28 protein-coding genes are annotated in these 22,573 nt (G+C 69.5%); 25 read left to right on the top strand and 3 right to left on the bottom strand.

All coding sequences use genetic code 11. From position 1 onward, the window contains the following. The first annotated feature begins 39 nt into the window (after positions 1-39). From rplN to ACZ3J7_RS23410, 23 genes are all read left to right on the top strand, one after another. A complete protein-coding gene (gene rplN / locus ACZ3J7_RS23520) occupies positions 40-411 on the top strand; it encodes a 50S ribosomal protein L14 (protein WP_030300391.1) in 372 nt (123 codons plus the stop codon). A 15-nt stretch (positions 412-426) separates the two neighbouring features. Continuing rightward, positions 427-738 carry a 50S ribosomal protein L24 gene (gene rplX, locus ACZ3J7_RS23515; protein ID WP_270151185.1) on the top strand — a complete coding sequence of 104 codons (312 nt, stop codon included), beginning with the start codon at positions 427-429 and terminating at the stop codon, positions 736-738. Further along, a complete protein-coding gene (rplE, locus tag ACZ3J7_RS23510; RefSeq protein ID WP_030457412.1) occupies positions 738-1,307 on the top strand; it encodes a 50S ribosomal protein L5 in 570 nt (189 codons plus the stop codon). Before rplX ends, rplE begins: the two co-directional genes overlap by 1 nt. 3 nt (positions 1,308-1,310) lie before the next feature. Further along, complete coding sequence (locus ACZ3J7_RS23505) at positions 1,311-1,496, top strand: type Z 30S ribosomal protein S14 (protein ID WP_008747480.1); 186 nt, start codon at positions 1,311-1,313, stop codon at positions 1,494-1,496. Between the two features lie 266 nt (positions 1,497-1,762). After that, entirely contained in the window at positions 1,763-2,170 is a 408-nt protein-coding gene (gene rpsH / locus ACZ3J7_RS23500; RefSeq protein ID WP_030055831.1) for a 30S ribosomal protein S8, read from the top strand. 22 nt (positions 2,171-2,192) lie between these two features. Then, positions 2,193-2,732, top strand: coding sequence for a 50S ribosomal protein L6 (gene rplF / locus ACZ3J7_RS23495; RefSeq protein ID WP_033250911.1), 540 nt, complete (start codon positions 2,193-2,195; stop codon positions 2,730-2,732). A 3-nt stretch (positions 2,733-2,735) separates the two neighbouring features. After that, entirely contained in the window at positions 2,736-3,119 is a 384-nt protein-coding gene (rplR, locus tag ACZ3J7_RS23490) for a 50S ribosomal protein L18 (RefSeq protein WP_014136272.1), read from the top strand. 48 nt (positions 3,120-3,167) lie between these two features. Next, complete coding sequence (gene rpsE / locus ACZ3J7_RS23485; protein WP_030457410.1) at positions 3,168-3,788, top strand: 30S ribosomal protein S5; 621 nt, start codon at positions 3,168-3,170, stop codon at positions 3,786-3,788. After that, the gene (gene rpmD, locus ACZ3J7_RS23480; protein ID WP_014136270.1) at positions 3,788-3,970 is read left to right on the top strand and encodes a 50S ribosomal protein L30; all 183 of its coding nucleotides are present in this window, start codon (positions 3,788-3,790) and stop codon (positions 3,968-3,970) included. Before rpsE ends, rpmD begins: the two co-directional genes overlap by 1 nt. Position 3,971: 1 nt before the next feature. Further along, entirely contained in the window at positions 3,972-4,427 is a 456-nt protein-coding gene (rplO, locus tag ACZ3J7_RS23475) for a 50S ribosomal protein L15 (RefSeq protein ID WP_176188493.1), read from the top strand. A 263-nt stretch (positions 4,428-4,690) separates the two neighbouring features. Beyond that, a complete protein-coding gene (gene secY / locus ACZ3J7_RS23470; protein WP_465624366.1) occupies positions 4,691-5,998 on the top strand; it encodes a preprotein translocase subunit SecY in 1,308 nt (435 codons plus the stop codon). After that, complete coding sequence (locus tag ACZ3J7_RS23465; protein ID WP_452159690.1) at positions 5,998-6,657, top strand: adenylate kinase; 660 nt, start codon at positions 5,998-6,000, stop codon at positions 6,655-6,657. The genes secY and ACZ3J7_RS23465 overlap by 1 nt, the downstream gene beginning before the upstream one ends. Positions 6,658-6,771: 114 nt before the next feature. Continuing rightward, a complete protein-coding gene (gene map / locus ACZ3J7_RS23460) occupies positions 6,772-7,608 on the top strand; it encodes a type I methionyl aminopeptidase (RefSeq protein WP_465624364.1) in 837 nt (278 codons plus the stop codon). A 129-nt stretch (positions 7,609-7,737) separates the two neighbouring features. Next, positions 7,738-8,172, top strand: a complete 435-nt coding sequence (mscL, locus tag ACZ3J7_RS23455) for a large conductance mechanosensitive channel protein MscL (RefSeq protein WP_465624362.1) — start codon at positions 7,738-7,740, stop codon at positions 8,170-8,172. Positions 8,173-8,337: 165 nt separating this feature from the next. Continuing rightward, positions 8,338-8,559, top strand: coding sequence for a translation initiation factor IF-1 (gene infA / locus ACZ3J7_RS23450; protein WP_003956442.1), 222 nt, complete (start codon positions 8,338-8,340; stop codon positions 8,557-8,559). Positions 8,560-8,594: 35 nt separating this feature from the next. After that, the gene (rpmJ, locus tag ACZ3J7_RS23445; protein WP_003956441.1) at positions 8,595-8,708 is read left to right on the top strand and encodes a 50S ribosomal protein L36; all 114 of its coding nucleotides are present in this window, start codon (positions 8,595-8,597) and stop codon (positions 8,706-8,708) included. A gap of 174 nt (positions 8,709-8,882) precedes the next feature. Then, positions 8,883-9,263 carry a 30S ribosomal protein S13 gene (rpsM, locus tag ACZ3J7_RS23440; RefSeq protein WP_014136258.1) on the top strand — a complete coding sequence of 127 codons (381 nt, stop codon included), beginning with the start codon at positions 8,883-8,885 and terminating at the stop codon, positions 9,261-9,263. 74 nt (positions 9,264-9,337) lie between these two features. Next, positions 9,338-9,745: a 30S ribosomal protein S11 gene (gene rpsK / locus ACZ3J7_RS23435; protein ID WP_014136257.1), complete on the top strand. Its 408-nt coding sequence runs from the start codon at positions 9,338-9,340 to the stop codon at positions 9,743-9,745. A gap of 133 nt (positions 9,746-9,878) precedes the next feature. After that, positions 9,879-10,901 carry a DNA-directed RNA polymerase subunit alpha gene (locus tag ACZ3J7_RS23430; protein ID WP_030457404.1) on the top strand — a complete coding sequence of 341 codons (1,023 nt, stop codon included), beginning with the start codon at positions 9,879-9,881 and terminating at the stop codon, positions 10,899-10,901. Between the two features lie 126 nt (positions 10,902-11,027). Next, positions 11,028-11,516 (top strand): 50S ribosomal protein L17, encoded by a 489-nt coding sequence (gene rplQ, locus ACZ3J7_RS23425; RefSeq protein WP_465624358.1) that lies wholly within the window; start codon positions 11,028-11,030, stop codon positions 11,514-11,516. Positions 11,517-11,654: 138 nt separating this feature from the next. Continuing rightward, positions 11,655-12,530 carry a tRNA pseudouridine(38-40) synthase TruA gene (gene truA / locus ACZ3J7_RS23420; protein WP_465624566.1) on the top strand — a complete coding sequence of 292 codons (876 nt, stop codon included), beginning with the start codon at positions 11,655-11,657 and terminating at the stop codon, positions 12,528-12,530. A gap of 237 nt (positions 12,531-12,767) precedes the next feature. Continuing rightward, positions 12,768-14,039, top strand: coding sequence for a nucleotide sugar dehydrogenase (locus ACZ3J7_RS23415; protein WP_465624356.1), 1,272 nt, complete (start codon positions 12,768-12,770; stop codon positions 14,037-14,039). Next, positions 14,036-15,625: a glycosyltransferase gene (locus ACZ3J7_RS23410; protein WP_465624354.1), complete on the top strand. Its 1,590-nt coding sequence runs from the start codon at positions 14,036-14,038 to the stop codon at positions 15,623-15,625. The genes ACZ3J7_RS23415 and ACZ3J7_RS23410 overlap by 4 nt, the downstream gene beginning before the upstream one ends. 80 nt (positions 15,626-15,705) lie before the next feature. On the opposite strand, the gene ACZ3J7_RS23405 is transcribed toward ACZ3J7_RS23410, so the two are convergent. The 3 genes from ACZ3J7_RS23405 to ACZ3J7_RS23395 all read right to left on the bottom strand — a co-directional run bounded on the left by ACZ3J7_RS23405 (position 15,706) and on the right by ACZ3J7_RS23395 (position 20,097). Beyond that, on the bottom strand, positions 15,706-17,187 hold the full coding sequence (locus tag ACZ3J7_RS23405; RefSeq protein WP_465624352.1) for a polysaccharide deacetylase family protein: 1,482 nt from the start codon (positions 17,185-17,187) through the stop codon (positions 15,706-15,708). Between the two features lie 100 nt (positions 17,188-17,287). Next, entirely contained in the window at positions 17,288-18,703 is a 1,416-nt protein-coding gene (locus ACZ3J7_RS23400; RefSeq protein ID WP_465624350.1) for a cellulose binding domain-containing protein, read from the bottom strand. A gap of 215 nt (positions 18,704-18,918) precedes the next feature. Further along, positions 18,919-20,097 (bottom strand): LamG domain-containing protein, encoded by a 1,179-nt coding sequence (locus ACZ3J7_RS23395; protein ID WP_465624345.1) that lies wholly within the window; start codon positions 20,095-20,097, stop codon positions 18,919-18,921. 107 nt (positions 20,098-20,204) lie between these two features. Between ACZ3J7_RS23395 and ACZ3J7_RS23390 the strand changes: the two genes are divergently transcribed. Together ACZ3J7_RS23390 and rplM are read left to right on the top strand one after the other, a co-directional pair. Further along, a complete protein-coding gene (locus tag ACZ3J7_RS23390) occupies positions 20,205-21,863 on the top strand; it encodes an ABC-F family ATP-binding cassette domain-containing protein (RefSeq protein ID WP_465624341.1) in 1,659 nt (552 codons plus the stop codon). A gap of 226 nt (positions 21,864-22,089) precedes the next feature. Then, the gene (rplM, locus tag ACZ3J7_RS23385; protein WP_014136251.1) at positions 22,090-22,533 is read left to right on the top strand and encodes a 50S ribosomal protein L13; all 444 of its coding nucleotides are present in this window, start codon (positions 22,090-22,092) and stop codon (positions 22,531-22,533) included. The last annotated feature ends 40 nt before the right edge of the window (positions 22,534-22,573 follow it).

Below are 22,573 nucleotides of genomic sequence, written 5' to 3'. Positions count from 1 at the left end.
GCCGGCCCGTCAACACTTGTTGACGATCAGGAGAAAGCTGTGATCCAGCAGGAGTCGCGACTGCGCGTCGCCGACAACACGGGTGCCAAGGAGATTCTCTGCATCCGCGTTCTCGGTGGCTCCGGTCGCCGCTACGCCGGTATCGGGGACGTCATCGTCGCCACCGTCAAGGACGCGATCCCCGGCGGTTCGGTGAAGAAGGGCGACGTCGTCAAGTGCGTCGTCGTTCGCACCGTCAAGGAGCGCCGCCGTCCGGACGGTTCGTACATCCGCTTCGACGAGAACGCCGCGGTCGTTCTCAAGAACACCGATGGCGACCCCCGCGGTACCCGCATCTTCGGCCCGGTGGGCCGCGAGCTGCGTGACAAGAAGTTCATGAAGATCATCTCGCTGGCGCCGGAGGTGCTCTAACCCATGGCGAACAGCATGAAGATCAAGAAGGGTGACCTGGTCCAGGTCATCACCGGCAAGGACAAGGGCAAGCAGGGCAAGGTCATCCAGGCCCTCCCCGCCGAGAACAAGGTCCTGGTCGAGGGTGTCAACCGGGTCAAGAAGCACACCAAGCCGGGCCCCGGCACCCAGGGTGGCATCGTGACCGTCGAGGCCCCGGTGCACGTCTCCAACGTCCAGCTGGTCGTGGAGAAGGACGGCAAGAAGGTCGTCACCCGCGTCGGCTACCGCTTTGACGACCAGGGCAACAAGATCCGCGTTGCCAAGCGGACCGGTGAGGACATCTGATGTCTGAGACGACTGTTGAGAAGGTGACCCCCCGCCTCAAGGAGAAGTACCTCTCCGAGGTCAAGGGTCAGCTGCACGAGCAGTTCTCGTACGAGAACGTCATGCTGATCCCCGGCCTGGTCAAGGTCGTGGTCAACATGGGTGTCGGCGAGGCCGCCCGTGACAGCAAGCTGATCGAGGGTGCCATCAAGGACCTGACCGCGATCACCGGTCAGAAGCCGGCCGTCACCAAGGCCCGCAAGTCCATCGCGCAGTTCAAGCTGCGCGAGGGCCAGCCGATCGGTGCCCACGTCACCCTCCGCGGTGACCGCATGTGGGAGTTCGTGGACCGTCTGGTGTCGCTGGCGCTGCCGCGTATCCGTGACTTCCGCGGCCTCTCGCCCAAGCAGTTCGACGGCCGTGGCAACTACACCTTCGGTCTGACCGAGCAGGTCATGTTCCACGAGATCGACCAGGACAAGGTCGACCGTCAGCGCGGTATGGACATCACCGTCGTGACCACCGCTCAGACCGACGATGAGGGCCGGGCGCTGCTGCGCGCTCTGGGCTTCCCGTTCAAGGAGGCGTGAGCCATGGCGAAGAAGGCCCTGATCGCTAAGTCCGAGCGCAAGCCGAAGTTCGGCGTCCGGGCGTACACCCGGTGCCAGCGCTGCGGCCGTCCGCACTCGGTGTACCGCAAGTTCGGCCTGTGCCGTGTGTGCCTCCGTGAGATGGCGCACCGCGGCGAGCTGCCGGGCGTGACCAAGAGCTCCTGGTAATCACCCACCAGCGGTTCTGACATCCGCGAGTAGCGTGCCCGACCTCGACGCTTTTGGGTTCCCGGAAGGGATCCCGTAAGGTGTTGGGGTCGGGCCCCTGCTGCGGCGTCCCCTTCGGGCGACCCGCGGCCTTCCTGTGAGGGCCCGCAACACCCAGTCTTACTACGTCGCAGGTCCCCTGCGCTTGTGCCCCTTTCGCACTCCTCCGAGTGCGCGGAGGGGGACCTGGCGCGGAGAAACCACGGCGGGAGAGGCCTGAGGCCACCATGACCATGACCGACCCCATCGCAGACATGCTCACGCGTCTGCGTAACGCGAACTCGGCGTACCACGACTCCGTGGCGATGCCGGCCAGCAAGATCAAGGCGCACGTCGCCGAGATCCTGCAGCAGGAGGGGTACATCTCCTCCTACAAGGTTGAGGAGCCCGTCGAGGGCGAGGTCGGCAAGAAGCTGACCATCGAGCTCAAGTTCGGCCCCAACCGCGAGCGTTCCATCGCCGGCATCAAGCGCATCAGCAAGCCGGGTCTGCGTGTGTACGCAAAGTCCACCAACCTGCCGAAGGTGCTCGGCGGCCTGGGCGTGGCGATCATCTCCACGTCCTCCGGCCTCCTGACCGACAAGCAGGCCGCCAAGAAGGGCGTAGGCGGAGAAGTTCTCGCCTACGTCTGGTAATTCGGGAAACGGAGGTACAGCAATGTCGCGCATTGGACGGCTGCCCATCCAGGTTCCCGCTGGTGTGGACGTCACCATCGACGGCCAGACGGTGACGGTGAAGGGCCCCAAGGGTTCGCTCACCCACGTCGTCGCCGCGCCGATCGAGATCGGCAAGGGCGAGGACGGCACGCTGCTCGTCACCCGCCCCAACGACGAGCGTCAGTCGAAGGCCCTGCACGGCCTGTCGCGCACGCTGGTGGCGAACATGATCACCGGCGTGACCGCGGGCTACCGCAAGTCGCTGGAGATCAGCGGCGTCGGCTACCGAGTCACGGCGAAGGGCTCCGACATGGAGTTCGCGCTGGGCTACAGCCACCCGATCCTGGTCACCGCGCCGGAGGGGATCTCCTTCGTCGTCGAGACGCCCACCAAGTTCCACGTGGACGGCACCGACAAGCAGAAGGTCGGCGAGATCGCCGCCAAGATCCGCAAGCTGCGCAAGCCCGACCCGTACAAGGCCAAGGGCGTCAAGTACGCGGGCGAGGTCATCCGCCGCAAGGTCGGAAAGAGTGGTAAGTAAGCGATGAGCGTCTCTGTCAAGATCGGCAAGGGCAACGCCTACAAGAACGCCGCCCGCAAGCGCCGCGCCATTCGCGTTCGCAAGCGCGTCGTCGGCACCGAGGTGCGTCCGCGCCTCGTCGTGACGCGTTCGAACCGCCACATGGTCGCCCAGGTCATCGACGACGCCAAGGGTCACACCCTGGCGTCGGCGTCCACCCTCGACGTGTCCATCAAGGGCACCGAGGGCGACAAGACCGAGCTGGCCAAGAAGGTCGGAAGCCTGGTCGCCGAGCGCGCCAAGGCCGCCGGCGTCGAGTCGGTCGTCTTCGACCGCGCGGGCAACCGGTACGCCGGCCGCATCGCCGCCCTGGCGGACGCGGCCCGCGAGTCCGGGCTCGACTTCTAAGCCGCTCGTCGACTCTGTCGGCGGACGTAAACGAGAGAGGTAATTCCAATGGCTGGACCCCAGCGCCGCGGTAGCGGCGCCGGCGGCGGCACCGGTGGCGAGCGGCGCGACCGTAAGCGGGACGAGCGGGGCGGCGCCCCGGTCGCCGAGAAGACCGCCTACGTCGAGCGCGTCGTCGCGATCAACCGTGTCGCCAAGGTAGTCAAGGGTGGTCGTCGCTTCAGCTTCACCGCGCTGGTCGTGGTGGGCGACGGTGACGGCACCGTGGGTGTCGGTTACGGCAAGGCGAAGGAGGTTCCGGCCGCCATCGCCAAGGGTGTTGAGGAGGCCAAGAAGAACTTCTTCAAGGTCCCCCGTATCCAGGGCACCATCCCGCACCCCATCCAGGGCGAGAAGGCCGCCGGCGTCGTGCTGCTGAAGCCGGCGTCCCCCGGTACCGGCGTCATCGCCGGTGGCCCGGTGCGTGCCGTCCTGGAGTGCGCCGGCGTCCACGACATCCTGTCGAAGTCGCTCGGCTCGGACAACGCGATCAACATCGTGCACGCCACCGTGGCCGCTCTGAAGGGCCTCGTGCGCCCCGAGGAGATCGCCGCCCGTCGTGGCCTGCCCCTGGAGGACGTGGCCCCGGCCGCGCTGCTCCGGGCCCGTGCGGCTGGGGTGAGCGCCTGATGGCTCGCCTGAAGGTCACCCAGACCAAGTCGTACATCGGTAGCAAGCAGAACCACCGTGACACCCTGCGTTCGCTCGGCCTGAAGCGGCTGAACGACACCGTGGTGAAGGAGGACCGCCCGGAGATCCGCGGCATGGTCCACACCGTTCGCCACCTCGTCACGGTCGAGGAGGTGGACTGAAATGGCGGACAACTCCCCCATCAAGATCCACAACCTGCGTCCGGCGCCCGGCGCCAAGACCGACAAGATCCGCGTCGGTCGTGGTGAGGGCTCCAAGGGCAAGACCGCAGGTCGTGGTACCAAGGGCACCAAGGCCCGCTACCAGGTTCCGCAGCGCTTCGAGGGTGGCCAGATGCCGCTCCACATGCGCCTGCCGAAGCTGAAGGGCTTCAAGAACCCGGCCCACAAGCAGTTCCAGGTCGTGAACCTGGACCGCCTGGCCGAGCTCTACCCGAACGGTGGCGAGGTCACCGTGGCCGACCTGGTCGAGAAGGGCGCCGTTCGCAAGAACGAGCTCGTCAAGGTCCTCGGCCAGGGCGACATCGCGGTGGCGCTGCAGGTGACGGTCGACGCCGTCTCCGGCTCCGCCGCCGAGAAGATCACCGCGGCCGGCGGTTCGGTCACCGAACTGCTCTGACGCGGTCGGTCCGACGCACGGAACGCACACCGGGCCCCGGCCCCTCTCCACGGAGGGGGCCGGGGCCCGGTGCCGTTGTCCGGACCCTCGTCGTGCGCGCGATTTGTTGTGTCAAACCCGGGCAAGCCGTACCCCGTGAGTGGGGGAGCGGCCGGACGCGCTTCTGTCCGGGACCCGGGCACTGTTAGAGTCCGTGAAGTTCCCTTTCCCCACATCAGGACCGACCCTTCCGCCGACGACGCGCGGGAGGCGCAGGAGGCACCGTGCTCAGTGCGTTCGCGCGGGCGTTCCAGACGCCCGACCTGCGCAAGAAGCTGCTGTTCACGCTGGGCATCATGGTGCTGTTCCGGCTGGGCGCCCACGTTCCGATGCCCGGGATCAACTTCCAGGCCGTCCACGCGTGCGTGAACGGACAGAAGGAAGGACTCTTCGGGCTGGTCAACCTGTTCAGCGGCAACGCGCTGCTGCAACTGACCATCTTCGCGCTCGGCATCATGCCGTACATCACGGCCAGCATCATCCTGCAGCTCCTCACCGTGGTCATCCCGCGGTTGGAGGCCCTGAAGAAGGAGGGGCAGGCCGGCACCGCGAAGATCACGCAGTACACCCGCTACCTGACCATCGCCCTCGCCGTTCTGCAGGGAACCGGCATCCTGGCGACCGCGTCCAGCGGCGCCCTGTTCTCGGGCTGCCCCGAGGGCGGCAACATCGTGCCCGACCAGTCGATCTTCCGGATCGCCACCATGGTCATCATCATGACCGCGGGCACCACCGTGATCATGTGGCTGGGTGAGCTCATCACCGACCGCGGCATCGGCAACGGCATGTCCATCCTGATCTTCACCTCGATCGCGGCCGGCTTCCCCGGCTCGATGTGGGCGATCAAGGAGTCGGGCAAGCTGCTCGACGGCTGGGGCGAGTTCGCCTCCGTCATCGCGGTCGGCATCATCGTGGTCTGCCTGGTCATCTTCGTCGAGCAGGCCCAGCGCCGGATCCCGGTGCAGTACGCGAAGCGGATGGTCGGCCGGCGCTCCTTCGGCGGCACCTCGACCTACATCCCGCTGAAGGTCAACCAGGCGGGCGTGATCCCGGTCATCTTCGCCTCGTCGCTGCTGTACATCCCCGCGCTGGTGGTCCAGCTGACCAACTCGCAGGCGGACTGGGCGATCTGGATCAAGAACCACTTCGTCAAGGGCGACCACCCGGTCTACATGGCGACGTACTTCGTGCTGATCGTCTTCTTCGCCTTCTTCTACGTCGCGATCTCCTTCAACCCCGAAGAAGTCGCCGACAACATGAAGAAGTATGGTGGGTTCATCCCGGGCATCCGGGCCGGCCGGCCGACGGCCGAGTACCTGAACTACGTGCTCACCCGCATCACGTGGCCGGGATCCCTCTACCTGGGCCTCATCGCGTTGATCCCGATGGTCGCCCTGGTCGCCTTCGGACAGCAGACCAACTTCCCGTTCGGCGGCACCTCCGTGCTCATCGTCGTCGGCGTCGGACTCGAAACTGTGAAGCAGATCGAGAGCCAACTCCAGCAGCGCAATTACGAAGGGTTCCTCCGCTGATGCGAATCGTCCTCGTCGGACCCCCCGGGGCCGGGAAGGGTACTCAGGCGCACGTTCTGGCCAAGACCCTGTCCATTCCCCACATCTCCACCGGTGACCTGTTCCGTGCCAACATCAGCCAGGGCACCCCGCTGGGTGTCGAGGCGAAGTCCTACATGGACGCCGGGCGCCTGGTGCCCGACGAGGTCACCATCGGGATGGCCAAGGACCGCATGCTCCAGCCGGACGCCGCGGGCGGCTTCCTGCTGGACGGTTTCCCGCGCAACCTGGGTCAGGCCGAGGCGCTGGACGCCTTCCTGGCCGAGCAGGGCATCGCGCTGGACGGCGTGCTGGACCTGGAGGTCTCCGAGGACGAGGTCGTCAAGCGGATCGCCGGCCGCCGGCTGTGCCGCAACGACGGCGCCCACGTGTTCCACGTGGTGTACAACCCGCCGAAGACCGAGGGCGTCTGCGACGAGTGCGGCGGCGAGCTGTACCAGCGCTCGGACGACACCGAGGAGGCCGTGCGGGTCCGGCTGGAGGAGTACCACTCCAAGACCGAGCCGATCATCGGCTACTACCAGGAGCAGGGCCTGCTGGTCACCATCCCCGCCCTCGGCAAGGTGGACGAGGTGACCGAGCGCGCGGTCGCCGCCCTGGAGCAGAAGAAGAACGCCTGACGCCACGAGCGTCACGAGACGGCCGGGTCGCCCCGCAGCGGGGCGACCCGGCCGTCTCGTGCGTCGTACGGTGGAGGGCAGTCCGAGACACAGAACGTGGAAGGCGTTGACCAGATGGTGGAGATCAAGACCCCCGAGCAGATCGCCAAGATGCGGGCGGCCGGGCTGGTCGTCGCCGAGGCGCTGAAGGCCTGCCGCGAGGCGGTCGCCCCGGGGGTGACCACCGGGGAGCTGAACGACGTCGCGGACGCGGTCATCGCCAAGCACGGCGCCACGTCGAACTTCCGCGCCGACCACGGCGGCCTGTGGTTCCCGGGCGTGATCTGCGCCTCGGTGAACGAGGAGGTCGTGCACGGCATCCCCGGCGAGCGGGTGCTGAAGGCCGGCGACCTGATCTCGATCGACTGCGGCGCGATCCTGGACGGCTGGCACGGCGACGCCGCGATCACCGTGGCGGTCGGCGAGACCGCCGCCGAGAACGTGATGCTGTCGCGGGTCACCGAGGGCTCGATGTGGGCCGGCATCGCCCAGATGCGGAAGGGCAACCGGCTGGTCGACGTCTCCCGGGCGATCGAGGGCTTCATCCGCCGCCAGCCGCTGCCGCCGAAGGGCAAGTGGGGCATCACCGAGGGCTACGGCGGCCACGGCATCGGCACCGCGATGCACATGGAGCCGCACGTGCTGAACTACGTGGCGGGCCGCGGCAAGGGCATGAAGCTGGTCCCCGGCACGGTGCTGGCGATCGAGCCGATGGTCTCGCTCGGCACCCCGCACACCGAGGTGCTGGCGGACGACTGGACGGTCGTCACCACCGACGGCACCTGGGCCTCGCACTGGGAGCACTCGGTGGCCGTCACCGAGCAGGGCCCGCTGGTGCTGACCGCCTTCGACGGCGGCCGGGCCGAGCTGGCCAAGCTGGGCGTCACCGCCGCGCCGGACCCGCTGGGCTGAACCGGCCCGCGCGGGTGAGCTGAGGGACTTCTCTCACCGGGGACGGATCGGGGCCCGGGGGTTTGGACCTCCGGGCCCCTTGTCCTATTTTCATCAGCTGACACCCGCAGCAACCCCAGGGGAGAGACAGTGCTCAAGGGCTTCCGCGACTTCATGATGCGCGGCAACGTCATCGACATGGCGGTCGGTGTGGTGATCGGTGCCGCGTTCACCGGCGTGGTCACCGGCTTCGTCAGCGCCTTCCTGACGCCGGTGCTCGGCGTGGTGGTCGGCGCGGCCGGCGACTTCAGCGCCTACAAGTTCCACGTCGCGGGCGTGATCTTCCCGTACGGCCAGTTCCTGAACGTGCTGATCGCCTTCGTGCTGACCGCCGCGGTGCTGTACTTCTGCGTGGTGTTGCCGGTCTCCAAGGCCACCGCGCGCTACCTGCCGAAGAAGCCGGCCACCCCGAAGCGCCCCTGCCCCGAGTGCCTGACCGACATCCCGGAGGCGGCCCGCCGCTGCTCGGCGTGCACCGCCGTGGTGCAGCCGGTGGTGCCGATCCAGGTCGCCGCGAAGCGCTGATTTCGCTCCGGCACGGTGCTTGGTTTACGATGGTGCGTCGGCTCTCTCGTAGCGTGTTTCGGCACGCCCTCAGCCCCGCGGACTCCGTCCGGGCCGAGGTGAAGCCTGGTTCGCACGAGCGTTCCGCATACGGTAGCCGGACCCGAAGGGTGGATCTCGCAGTTCATGGCTAAGAAGCAAGGCGCCATTGAGATCGAGGGCACCGTGATCGAGTCTCTTCCGAACGCGATGTTCAAGGTCGAGCTGCAGAACGGTCACAAGGTCCTCGCGCACATCAGCGGCAAGATGCGCATGCACTACATCCGCATCCTCCCGGATGACCGGGTCGTGGTGGAGCTCAGCCCCTACGACCTGACCCGCGGCCGGATCGTCTACCGCTACAAGTAACAACCGCCAGATCTAGACCCCGGAGAACCTGAGTCATGAAGGTCAAGCCGAGCGTCAAGAAGATCTGCGACAAGTGCAAGGTGATCCGCCGCCACGGCCGGGTCATGGTGATCTGCGACAACCTGCGCCACAAGCAGCGCCAGGGCTGACTCACCCCGCATTTCTCGTAGGACCTTCGCGCGACGCGCACCACGTCATAAGCGGGCCGCCCGATCCGTCCTCCGGGACGGACTGCCACCCCCGGTCAGAGGCCGGGGCTCCCTGTCGAGAGACAGCGAGTAGGCGGCACGTCAGACCTCTGAGAAGAACCACAGGAGCCTTGAATGGCACGCCTTTCCGGCGTTGATCTCCCCCGCGAGAAGCGGATCGAGATCGCCCTCACCTACGTCTACGGCATCGGCAAGACCCGCGCCCAGCTGGCGCTCGCCGAGACCGGCGTGAGCGGTGACATCCGCGTCCGTGACATCAGCGAGGACGACCTCGTCAAGCTGCAGAAGTTCGTCGACGCGAACTTCGAGGTCGAGGGTGACCTCCGCCGCCAGGTCGCCGCCGACATCCGCCGCAAGGTCGAGATCGGCTGCTACGAGGGCCTGCGCCACCGCCGCGGCCTGCCCGTCCGCGGCCAGCGCACCCACACCAACGCGCGTACCCGCAAGGGCCCGCGTCGCGCGATCGCCGGCAAGAAGAAGCCGGGCAAGAAGTAGTCCGTCCCGTCAACCGGACATCCCTCCGGCCCGCGGGTCAGCGGACCGACCACCTCAGTAGGAGATACAGACTTATGCCCCCCAAGGGTCGTCAGGCTGCCGGCGCGAAGAAGATCCGCCGCAAGGAGAAGAAGAACGTCGCTCACGGGCACGCCCACATCAAGAGCACGTTCAACAACACCATCGTTTCGATCACCGACCCCTCGGGCAACGTGATCTCCTGGGCCTCGGCCGGCCACGTCGGTTTCAAGGGCTCGCGCAAGTCCACCCCGTTCGCCGCGCAGATGGCCGCCGAGGCCGCTGCCCGCCGCGCGCAGGAGCACGGCATGCGCAAGGTCGACGTCTTCGTCAAGGGTCCGGGCTCCGGCCGCGAGACCGCGATCCGTTCGCTCCAGGCCACCGGCCTGGAGGTCGGCTCGATCCAGGACGTCACCCCCACCCCGCACAACGGCTGCCGTCCGCCGAAGCGCCGCCGCGTCTGACGCGACGCCTGGGGTCACCAGGCGATCGGTGTTTCAAACCCCGTACGGGCTCCCGTTTCTCGCGGGAGCCCGTACGCTTGAGTTCTATCGGCATCAAATAGTGGGTGCCGAAGACAACTGGAGGATCCAGAACATGCTGATCGCTCAGCGTCCTTCGCTGACCGAAGAGGTCGTCGACGAGTTCCGCTCGCGGTTCGTGATCGAGCCGCTCGAGCCGGGCTTCGGCTACACCCTCGGCAACTCGCTCCGCCGCACGCTCCTCTCCTCGATCCCGGGTGCCGCCGTCACCAGCATCCGGATCGACGGCGTCCTGCACGAGTTCACCACCGTGCCGGGCGTCAAGGAGGACGTCACCGACCTCATCCTGAACATCAAGCAGCTGGTCGTCTCCTCGGAGCACGACGAGCCGGTCGTGATGTACCTGCGCAAGCAGGGTCCGGGTGTGGTCACCGCCGCCGACATCGCGCCCCCGGCCGGTGTCGAGGTGCACAACCCCGAGCTGGTCCTGGCCACGCTGAACGGCAAGGGCAAGCTGGAGATGGAGCTGACCGTCGAGCGCGGTCGCGGCTACGTCTCCGCCGTGCAGAACAAGGCCTCGGGCCAGGAGATCGGCCGGATCCCGGTCGACTCCATCTACAGCCCGGTGCTCAAGGTCACCTACAAGGTCGAGGCGACCCGTGTCGAGCAGCGCACCGACTTCGACAAGCTGATCGTCGACGTCGAGACCAAGCCGGCCATGCGTCCGCGCGACGCGATGGCGTCGGCGGGCAAGACCCTGGTCGAGCTGTTCGGCCTGGCCCGCGAGCTGAACGTCGACGCCGAGGGCATCGACATGGGCCCGTCCCCGACGGACGCCGCCCTGGCCGCGGACCTGGCGCTGCCGATCGAGGAGCTGGAACTCACCGTCCGCTCCTACAACTGCCTCAAGCGCGAGGGCATCCACACCGTGGGTGAGCTCGTCGCCCGCTCGGAGGCCGACCTGCTCGACATCCGCAACTTCGGTGCGAAGTCGATCGACGAGGTCAAGGCGAAGCTGGCCGGCATGGGCCTGGCCCTCAAGGACAGCCCGCCCGGGTTCGACCCGACCGCCGCCGCCGACGCCTTCGGCGCCGACGACCTGGACGACCAGGGTTACGCGGAGACCGAGCAGTACTGAGTTTCGACACCGGGGGCGGTCCTCGCCGGACCGCCCCCGGTGGCGTGAGAAGTCGTGCGGACGCGGTGTCCGCACGCCCGCTGCGGTACCTGGTACGGCCGTAGTCGGAGATACAAGGAGCTGAACATGCCCCGTCCCACCAAGGGTGCCCGTCTCGGCGGCGGCCCGTCCCACGAGCCGCTGCTGCTGGCCGGCCTGGCCCGCGAGCTGTTCCAGTACGGCCGCATCACCACCACCGAGGCCAAGGCCCGTCGCCTGCGCCCGCTGGCGGAGAAGCTGATCACCAAGGCGAAGAAGGGCGACATCCACAACCGTCGCCTGGTGCGCAAGACCATCACCGACGTGTCGGTGCTGCACACCCTCTTCATCGAGATCGCCCCGCGGTTCGAGAACCGCCCCGGCGGTTACACCCGCATCACCAAGATCGGCGGCCGTCGCGGCGACAACGCGCCCATGGCCGTGATCGAGCTGGTCGAGGGCGAGATCGCCACCAAGGCGACCGTCGCCGAGGCCGAGGCCGCTGCCAAGCGCGCCGTCAAGGAGGCCGACCAGGCCGCCGAGACCAAGGCCGACGAGACCAAGGCCGACGAGGCCGCCGAGACCACCGAGGCCTGAGCACTCGGGTAGGTTCTCCGTCCGGGCCCGTTCTCCCGTCCACCGGGGGAGCGGGCCCGTTCGCGTCCCGGCCACGGGACGTCTCAGTCACGGGACAGGGGAGTTGGAGTGGGGAACGACTGCGCGGAACTGCCGCCGGTGAAGGACGGCCCGGCGGACGGGCACACCCGGATCAGGCTGGACCTCGCCTACCACGGCGCGGAGTTCTCCGGGTGGGCCCGGCAGCGTGAACGGCGCACCGTGCAGGGCGAGTTGGAGGACGCGCTGCGGATCGTGCTGCGCAGCGAGGAGAACTTCCCGCTGACCGTGGCGGGCCGCACCGACGCCGGGGTGCACGCCCGGGGCCAGGTCGCGCACGTCGACCTGCCGGACGCGCTCTGGGCCCAGCACGGCGCCAAGCTGCTGCGGCGGCTGGCCGGACGGCTGCCCGCCGACGTCCGGGTGTACCGGGTCGCCGAGGCGCCGCACGGGTTCGACGCCCGGTTCGCGGCGGTCTGGCGGCGCTACGCGTACCGGGTGGCCGACCACCCGGGCGGGGTGGACCCGCTGCTGCGCGGCCACGTGCTCTGGCACGACCGGCCGCTGGACCTGGAGAGGATGAACGAGGCGGCCCGGCTGCTGGTCGGCGAGCACGACTTCGCCGCGTACTGCAAGAAGCGGGAGGGCGCGACCACCATCCGCACCCTGCTGGAGCTGTACTGGGAGCGGGTGCCGATCGACCCGTACGCGGCCCAGGAGGGTTCGCTGGCGGTGGCCACCGTGCGGGCGGACGCGTTCTGCCACAACATGGTGCGCTCGCTGGTCGGGGCGATGCTGCTGGTCGGCGACGGGCACCGGCCGGTGGAGTTCCCCGGGGAGGTGCTGGCGGGCGGGGTGCGCAACTCGGCGGTCAACGTGATCCGGCCGCACGGGCTGACCCTGGAGGAGGTCGGCTACCCGGCGGACGACCAGCTCGCCGAGCGCAACCGGATCTCCCGCCGGCTGCGGACGCTGCCCGCCGCCGGAGGGGCCTGACAGCACACCCGGCGCCCGTCCGGAGCGGGAACACGCCGGAGTGTGACGAGGGTCATGTGCTTGTCGGACCCCCTGACTATGGAGCCGCTTGGCGCTGTGCGAACATCTAGGTCTGCGCCGCACAGCCGATCGGTCGCCCACGGAGTTCCCGCGGGGCCACGAACGGAGCGTGGAGGTCCGAACGGGGGACCGCACCGGTCGGAAAACGGTTCCAGCACTCTTGGAGTAGTACCCGTCATGGACATCCGCAAGGACATCGACCTCGTCGTGATCGGGCTGGGCTACGTCGGCCTGCCCCTGGCCCGGGGCGCCACCCGGGCCGGGCTGCGGGTGGTCGGCCTGGACCGCAGCGAGCGGGTCGTCGGCGGCCTGAACGAGGGCCGCTCGCACGTGGACGACATCTCTGACGCGGACGTCGCGGACATGCGGGCGGCCGGGTTCACCGCCACCACCGACGCGGCCGTGATCGCGGACGCCAAGGCCGTGGTGATCTGCGTGCCGACCCCGCTGACCGAGCACGGGGCGCCCGACCTGGGGGCCGTCAACGGCGCGGTCGCGTCGATCGCCGAGCGGCTGCGCCCCGGCACCCTGGTGGTGCTGGAGTCCACCACCTACCCGGGCACCACCGACGACGTGGTCCGCCCGGTGCTGGAGGCCGGCGGCCTGAAGGCCGGCGTCGACTTCCACCTGGCGTTCTCGCCGGAGCGGATCGACCCGGGCAACCCGCGCTACGGCCTGGAGAACACCCCGAAGGTGGTCGGCGGCTGCACCGCGGCCTGCGCCAAGGCCGCCCGCGAGCTGTACGAGCGCTTCGTCGGCGAGGTGGTCGAGGCCAAGGACGCGCGCACCGCCGAGATGGCGAAGCTGCTGGAGAACACCTACCGGCACGTCAACATCGCGCTGGTCAACGAGATGGCGATGTTCTGCCGGGAGATCGGCGTCGACCTGTGGGACGCGATCCGCTGCGCCTCCACCAAGCCGTTCGGCTTCGCGCCGTTCTACCCGGGGCCGGGCGTCGGCGGGCACTGCATACCCATCGACCCCAACTACCTCTCGTACAAGGTCCGTTCGCTGGGCATACCGTTCCGGTTCGTCGAGCTGGCGCAGGAGATCAACCAGCGGATGCCGCTGCACGTGGTGCAGCGGGCCGCGGACCTGCTGAACGACCGCGGGCTGGCGGTCCGGGGCTCGAAGGTGCTGCTGATCGGCGTCACCTACAAGCCGGACATCGCCGACCAGCGGGAGTCGCCCGCCCTCGCGGTGGCGACCGAACTGCTGCGGCGCGGCGCCGAGTTGAGCTACTACGACGCCAACGTCCCGGACTGGACGGTGGGCGGCCGCCCGGTGCCGCGGGTGACGGACTGCGCCGGGGCCGCCGCCGGGGCCGACCTGGCGGTGCTGCTGCAGCCGCACCGGGACATCGACCTGACGGACCTGGCCGACCGGGCCCGGCTGCTGTTCGACACCCGGGGCGCGACGGTGGACCACCCGCGGGCGGTGCAGCTGTGAGTGCGACCCGTGAGGAGCGCCCGACCCGGCGGCGCGGGGCCGACGTGCGCCGCGAGGCCGAGCAGGCCCGCGAGGCCGAGCGGCAGGCCGAGCTGCGGGCCGAGCAGGACCGGCAGCGCGCGGAGGAGGAGCAGCGGCGCCGGGAGCGGCCGGTGGCGGCCGCCCCGATGGCGGTGGCCGGCGCGGACGGCCGCGGCCAGCAGCGCGGGCACCGCCGCAAGCGGCACCTGAAGGTCTCCTACCTGGTGTTCGCCGCACTGGCCGCGCTGGTCGCGATGAAGATGGACCGGTCCTCGATCCACGCGTACTCGCTGGCGGCGATCGGCCTGCTGAGCATCAAGATGCTGCTGGCGCTGTTCTACCGGCCGCGCCGGGCGAACACCGCGGAGCTCAAGAAGCTCGACGACATGTGGGTGACCGCGGTCCTGCCGATCTACAACGAGGACCCGGCGATGTTCGAGCAGGGCCTGCGCAGCCTGCTCGCGCAGAGCCGGCTGCCCAACGAGGTCCACATCATCGACGACGCCAGCGCCTCGCCGGCCGGCCTGGAGGTCGCCCGGCGGATCGCCTGGGAGTTCGAGGAGGCCGGCGTGGTCTTCAAGGTCAGCGCGCAGCCGGAGAACCGGGGCAAGCGCGAGGCGCTGGCCCGCGGCTTCCAGCACGCGCCGTACTCCGACATCTTCCTGTGCGTGGACTCCGACACCGTGCTCACCCGGGACACCGTCCGCGAGCTGATCACCCCGCTGGTCGACGAGCGGGTGATGGCCTCCACCGGCATGGTGCTGGCGCTGAACCACGACGCGAACATCTTCACCCGCCTGCAGGACCTGCGGTACGGCAACTCCTTCCTGTTCGAGCGGGCCGCGTACTCGCAGCTGAACTCGGTGCTGTGCTGCTGCGGCGCGCTCTCCGCGTACCGCGGCGACCTGGTGCGCAAGTACCTGGAGGACTTCCTCAACCAGCAGTTCCTGGGCAAGCCCGCGGTGTTCGGCGACGACCGCCGGATGACCAACTACTGCCTGATCGAGGGCCGGGTGGTCTTCCAGGAGACGGCCGTCGGCTACACCGCCGTCCCGGAGCGGCTGCCGCACTTCCTGCGCCAGCAGGTCCGCTGGAACAAGTCGTTCTTCCGCGAGTCGCTGTGGGCGCTGCGCAACCAGGTGATGCACCGGCCGGCGTTCTGGCTGACCGTGATGGAGATGGGCCTGTGGCTGGTCTTCGGCAGCGCGATGGTCTACTCGCTGCTGATCTCGCCGGTCCTGAACCCGGCCGGGTTCGTCCGGCACATCGGCGACTACCTGGTGTTCATGGTGCTGATGGGCTACCTGCGCAACGTGCGCTACCTGGACTTCCCGCGCCGCAACATGGGCTTCGTCAAGCGCTTCGGGATGTTCATGCTGGCGCCGGTGTACGGCGTGATCCAGCTGACCCTGCTGACCCCGCTGCGGGTGTACGCGCTGCTGACCCTGAACAAGGGCAAGTGGGGCACCCGGGAGGCCGGTGTCGAGGTCTCCGCGCACAACGACAAGGGCGGCGACTACTCGGCGATGTGGAACGAGGAGGAGCCGGGCTTCGCGGGGGCCTGAGGCTCGCGTTCCGGCCCGGTTCCGGCTCCGGTGGGGGCCCCGAGGACTCCTCGGGGCCCCCACGGGCGTCGCGGGGTCCGTCAGGAGTAGTGCTTCATCGCCTCGGAGATGGTGACCACCGGGGCGCCGCTGGCCGCGATGGCGCTCATCGCGGCGGCGAAGCCCTCCCGGGTGATCTGGGTGCTGGCCGTCGGGTTGGACTCGACGAGTTCGTGGAAGCACAGGATCAGCCAGTCGCCGTTGCGCACGCAGCGGTCCAACTTGCCGCCCTGGCCGGTCAGTTCGGCGAGCACCGAGCCGCCTATGCCGTTGCCGTCGTTGATCCCGGTCATCGCCCGCAGCCGGTACGGCATCGCCGGGGTGAAGGACTCGATGGTCTCGTAGACGATCGAGCGGGCGGTGCTGAAGTGCCGGCCGGCTATCAGGTCGACCGGCACCCCGTCGGTGGTCTGCTGGAACGAGCCGTGCGGGTAGGCGAAGTTGCGGCTGTCGAAGCCGTGGGAGTCCATCCAGTCGCGCAGCTTGCCGAGGTCGGCGTCGACCTGCTTGGCGGTCAGCTGGTTGTACCCGACGGTGTGCGCGTCGTTGGAGAAGGCGTGGCCGCCCATCTCCCAGCCGGCCTGCTGCAGCGACTTCATCTGGTCGAGGGTCAGGTAGCTGTTCGTCCCGGCGGCCTCGGCGATGTTGAACATGGTGCCGGTGAGGCCGTGGGCCCTCATCGCGGGCAGCGCCAGGTCGTAGACCGAGGAGCGCGAGTCGTCGAAGGTGATCGATATCGCCCCGCGCGGGAAGGTGGTGCGGGTGTCCGGGACGGCCTCGACCGACTGCAGCCAGTAGGTGACCGGGCCCTTGGCGTCGTCGTACACCGCCAGCGACAGGTCGGTGAAGCCGGAGGTGGTGGTCGGCACCCCGTACTTGGAGAGCTTGTACGAGCCGGCCGCCTCGGTGACGTCCGACCACTGCAGGGTGACCACCACCCACTCGCCGGACTGCACGAAGTTCGCCGAGGTCGCCGAGTGGGTGTGGAAGTGCCACAGGTAGTAGTTGGCGAGGTCCGAACTGCCCACGTACAGGGCCATCTTGCGCAGGTGGTCGGTGTTCTCCACGCGCAGCGTCAGCCGGAGCATCTTCCCGGTCAGGTCGATCTTCGGCATGCCGCCCCGGCGCAGCGAGGACTGCCGGCCGGAGCCGTCGGTGCTGACCCGGGCGGACTGCGAGCCGCTCAGGAAGACCTTGGAGTCGTTGGGCTCGGAGGACTTGGTGCCGGCGCCGGCGGCCTTGAAGCCGTGGTCGGCCTGGAACTGCTGCGACCAGGTCGCGCGGCGGCTGCTCGGGGTCAGACCGCCCGGGGTGACGGCGGGCTCCTTCGGCACCGGGAAGTCCGGGTTGCCCGCGCTCGCGGAGGCCGGGCCGCCGGCCGGCGGGGTCAGGCTGCTGCTGGGGACCGCGCTGCTGCTGCAGGCGGCCAGCAGGCCCGCGCCGGCCGCGGCCAGTCCGCCGGAGCCCGCCAGCCGGAGGGCGGATCGGCGGCTCAAGGTCCGGCGGACCGGCGCGAAACTCATGGTGCTCCCTTGCGGCGTGACGGGTGGCCGGCGGCGGGCGGCGTGACGGGCGGCCGGCGGCGGCGCGCGCCCGCCGGGCGGCGGGGCGGTGGAGGGGGGCTCAGCGCTTGGCGGCGGTGAGGGTGTTCACGTAGGTGGCGCCGCCCGCGTACAGGTCGGTGACCGCCTTGTCGACCTCGGCCTGGTTCATCGCCTTGTCGGCGTTGTAGTAGAACCAGTTGACCCGCATGTCCCAGCTGCGGTCGCCCTTGAACGGGAGGTCGACGAACCAGATGTTGAAGTTGACGCCCATGGTCTGCCGGGGAAAGTACTTGCCGGAGGTGCTGAACAGCTCCTGGCCGTCCAGCGCGTAGGTGACCTTGCCCTCGGCGGCGGTGATCACGATGGTGTGCCAGCCCTGCAGGCTGGTCTTGTTGCGCTTGGTGGAGCGGTCGTTGGCCTTGACGTTGTACCAGGTGGTGGTGTCGAGCACCGGCCCGGGCGAGCCCCAACCGCCGTTCGGCATGTACTCGTTGTCGAGTTCGCTGTACAGCGCGTCGTTCGGCGAGATGGTGTAGAACGCCTGGTTGATGTGGTCACCGGGCTGGCCGCCGGTCGGGGTGTCGGAGAAGTGGATCCGGGCCGCGTAGGTGCCGGTGAGGAAGTCGTTGTCGGCGTTCTCCAGCTGCGCCTGGGCGGTCTTCTCCTTGGTGCCGTCGGTGCTGGCCCGCAGGTTCAGGGCCTGCCCGCCCAGCGCCTGGTCGGCGGCCGGGAAGGTCACCCCGGAGGCCGTCCAGGTGTCGGTGATGCCGGGGCCGCCCTTGCTGGTGCGCACCCGCCAGCCGTGCTTGTTCAGCGCCGGGTCGGTCGCACCGGTGTAGTGGAAGTTGTCGAACAGCACGTTCTTGGGCACCAGCGGCGCGGCCGCGGCCGTGCCCGGCCGGGCCTCCCCGCCGCCGTGCGGCGCGTCGCCCCAGGCCAGCGCCCCGGCCTTGTAGGCGGTGACCTGCTTGGACGGCTTGAAGGTGGTGAACGCGGCGTTGAAGGAGCGGTCGTTCGACTGGTCCAGGTTCTGCCCGTCGACCCGGTACAGCTGGAGCTGGATGCCGCGGCTGTTCTCGTTCGGGGCGAGGGTGGGGGCCGCCTCGGCGAAGGTCAGCAGCAGCACGTGGTCGGCGTCCGGGGTGGGGCTGGCCAGCGGCGCGATGGTGCCGAAGACGTTCGAGCAGTCGATGCCCGCCGCCTCGACGCAGTTGTACGCGTAGGGGTGGTCCCCGTCGGAGGTGAAGTAGTACTTCAGCGTGACGTCGTGCAGCGGCAGCGGCTTCTTCGAGGAGTTGATGACCTCCAGCCACGGCTTGGCGATCTGCACGTTCGGCTGCGGGTCGGTCCGGTAGCGGACCGTGACGTCCTTCTTGCCCTCGCCGGAGGTGCGCCAGTTGGGGAAGAGGGCGTTGCCCGCGGCGGCCAGGACGAGCACCAGCAGCAGGATCTTGAGGGCACCCCACAGACCCTTGCGCGGCTTGGCAGATCCCACGGACGGCTCCTAGCGGGGAAAACCCGCGGGCCGGTCGGCTGGGCGGGGACGGTGAACAGGGCAGAAGTGACCGTCATACTAACGGCCGGGTGTTCGCGGCCCCGCAGGTGCCCGCCCGCCGTCCGCGGCCCCCGCCCGGGGGCCTTCGCGGTGCCCGCCCCGAGCACGTCCGCCGCACCCCGGGGCGGGGTGCGGCGGGGCGTTCCGGGGGCCGGTCAGAACCGGAACCAGGTGGCCTTCGCCTCGACGTCGGTGGAGCGGTCCACCGCGATCTGCCCGATCTGCGCCGCGGTGAGTGGCTGCTCCCAGACCTGCACGTCGGCGATCGAGCCCATCCAGGCGTCCACCCAGCGGGACTTGAAGCGCGCCCGGCCCATCTCGATCGGGCCGTTGGTCGACAGGATGCCGTTCGGGGCCGGCGTGGTCTTCGCCAGCTCGCCGTTCACGTACAGCGAGATGGTCTTGTCGGCGACGTTGTACACCCCGGTCAGGGTGGTCCACTCGGACCCGGCGTCGCCGGCCGAGGAGAGCGCCTCGACGGCGCTGCCGCTCTCCGCCGCGCCCTGGATCTTGAACACCCACTGGTTCTTGGCGCCGCGCCCCAGGTAGAACGAGAAGAAGCCGTCGCTGCCCTGCGAGAGCGCCGCCCGGGGCTCGCCCGGCGAGGTGTTGCGGACCACCGCGGAGACCGTGAACGACTTGCAGGTGTCGACCACCACCGAGCCGACCTCGGCGTAGCCGTCGCCGTTGCCGCGCAGGGTCAGCGCCAGGCCGCTGTGGCCCGCCACGGTGCCGGCCTGGGCGGCCGAGCCGAGCCGCAGGTCGCTGCTGGACTTCTGCGGGCCGGTGGTCGGGCTGACGCAGCCGGCCACGGTGTGCGAGGCGGTGGCGTCGTCCGAGGACGGCTTCTTGTCGCCGGGCTTGTACAGCAGCAGCGCGGCGGTCACCACGCCGGCCAGGGCCAGCGCGCAGCCCGCGCCGATGCCGATCCGGACCCAGCGGCGGCGGCGCCCGGCCTGCTCGTTCTCCTCGGCCATCGCGTACCAGTCCGGCTCGGCCGGGACGGCCACCGGCGGGTAGCCGTAGCCGCCGGGGGCGGCCGGCGGCGGGTAGCCGTACGCCGGGCCGCCGCCGGGCGGGTAGCCCTGCGGCTGGTTCGGGTCCACCGGCGGGAAGGCCTGCGGGGGGAAGCCCTGCGGCTGGTTCGGGTCGGCGGGCGGGAAGCCCTGGGGCGGCCCGAACCCCTGCGGCGGGGGGAAGCCCTGCGCCGGATCGCCGGGCGGCTGCTGGCCCGGAACCTGCGGCGGCTGACCGCCCTGCTGCTGACCGCCCGGCTGCTGCCCACCACCCGGCTGACCGCCCTGCTCCGGGGGCGTCCCCATCCCATCGCTCATAAGCGCGAATATTAGGGGACGGAAGGGTCGGCAGGTGAAGGACCAGCACCGAATCGGTACGTAAACCGGTTGGGACCGGGGCAGAACGCTTGGCACAATCCGTAGGCATGGGACATGTCGAGATCTCGCACCTTGAGTACTACCTGCCGGACGGGCGGGTGCTGTTCGACGACGCGTCCTTCCGGGTCGGCGAGGGCGCCGCGGTGGCCCTGGTCGGCGCGAACGGCGCCGGCAAGACCACCCTGCTGCGGATGATCGCGGGCGACACCCAGCCGCACGGCGGCTCGGTCACCGTCTCCGGCGGCCTGGGGGTGATGCGCCAGTTCGTCGGCACGACCGGCCGGGAGAGCGCCGAGGGGGCCCCGGGCGCGCTGCCCGCCGACGCCTCGGTGCGCGACCTGCTGGTCTCGGTCGCCCCCCGGCGGATCGCCGACGCGGCCCGCGCGGTGGACGCCGCGGAGCTCGCGATGATCGCCCAGGACGACGAGAAGTCGCAGATGGCGTACGCCCAGGCGCTCTCCGACTGGTCGGACGCCGGCGGCTACGAGTACGAGGCCGACTGGGACGTCTGCACGGTGGCCGCCCTCGGCGTGCCGTTCGAGCGGGCCCAGTGGCGCGGCCTGAACACCCTCTCCGGCGGCGAGCAGAAGCGGCTGGTGCTGGAGGCGCTGCTGCGCGGCCCCGACGAGGTGCTGCTGCTCGACGAGCCGGACAACTACCTGGACGTGCCGGGCAAGCGCTGGCTGGAGGAGGCGATCCGGGCCACCAGCAAGACCGTGCTGTACATCTCGCACGACCGCGAGCTGCTCTCCCGCACCGCCGAGAAGATCATCGCGGTGGAGTCCGGCGCGACCGGTTCCAGCGTCTGGGTGCACGGCGGCGGCTTCGACACCTTCCACGCGGCCCGCAAGGCCCGCTTCGAGCGCTTCGAGGAGCTGCGCCGCCGCTGGGACGAGGAGCACGCCAAGCTGAAGAAGCTGGTCGTGACGCTCCGCCAGGCCGCCGCGGTCAGCCACGAGATGGCCTCCCGGTACGCCGCCGCGCAGACCAGGCTGAAGAAGTTCGAGGACGCCGGCCCGCCCGAGGCGCCGCCGCGCGAGCAGTCGATCACCATGCGGCTCAAGGGCGGCCGCACCGGCGTCCGGGCCTTCACCATGCAGGGCCTGGAGCTGTCCGGCCTGATGAAGCCCTTCGACCTGGAGGTCTTCTACGGCGAGCGGGTCGCGGTGCTGGGCTCCAACGGCTCCGGCAAGTCGCACTTCCTGCGGCTGCTGGCCGGCGACGGGACGGTGAGGCACGGCGGCGACTGGAAGCTCGGCGCCCGGGTCGTCCCCGGCCACTTCCGGCAGACCCACGCCCACCCGGAGCTGCTCGGCCGCACGGTCCGCTCGATCGTCGAGGAGGAGCACGCGCTCTCCCGCGGCGCGGCGATGTCCGCGCTGCGCCGCTACGAGCTGGACCGGCAGGAGGAGCAGAAGTTCGAGTCGCTGTCCGGCGGGCAGCAGGCCCGGCTGATGATCCTCAAGCTGGAGCTGTCCGGCTCCACCGCGCTGCTGCTCGACGAGCCCACCGACAACCTGGACCTGGAGAGCGCCGAGGCGCTCCAGCAGGGCCTGGAGGCCTTCGACGGCACCGTGCTGTGCGTCACCCACGACCGCTGGTTCGCCCGCAGCTTCGACCGCTTCCTGGTGTTCGGCTCGGACGGCCGGGTCTACGAGGCCCCGGAGCCGGTCTGGGACGAGACCCGGGTCGTCCGCGACCGCTGAACCGGGGCCCGCGCCGGGCCGGTTTGGAATCCACCCCACCGGCCCGGTATCGTTGGCCGCTGTTGTGCGTATTGGCTCGCTCTATCTCACGTGAGAGGTCGGTACGCCGGAGACGACAGGCCGAACTCCAGCGGCTGCCCGAATTGCGTCCGGGCGGATCGGCTGGAGGCCCCGGGCCTTGGTGCTCCTGTCAGGACCCACTCACTGAAAAGCGAAGGCTACGACCGTGCGTACGTACAGCCCCAAGCCCGGCGACGTCCAGCGTCAGTGGCACGTCATCGACGCGACCGACGTCGTGCTCGGCCGCCTGGCCTCCCAGGCCGCCAACCTCCTGCGGGGCAAGCACAAGGCGATCTACGCGCCGCACGTTGACACTGGTGACTTCGTCATCATCATCAACGCCGACAAGGTGCACCTCTCGGGCAACAAGAAGACCCAGAAGCTGGCCTACCGCCACAGCGGCTTCCCGGGTGGTCTCCGCTCGGTCCGCTACGACGACCTGCTCGCGAACAACCCGGAGAAGGCCGTCGAGAAGGCCATCAAGGGCATGGTTCCGAAGAACAGCCTGGGCCGTCAGATGCTCTCGAAGCTGAAGGTCTACTCGGGCGACCAGCACCCGCACGCTGCGCAGCAGCCGGTGCCGTTCGAGATCACCCAGGTCGCGCAGTAATTCCGGCCACCCGCACCCCAACTGACGTAGAAGAGCTGAG

The sequence above is a fragment of the Kitasatospora sp. NPDC015121 genome (assembly GCF_055562955.1).
Note: the sequence above shows the minus strand (reverse complement) of the source record. Positions and strands in the feature narration are given on the sequence as shown.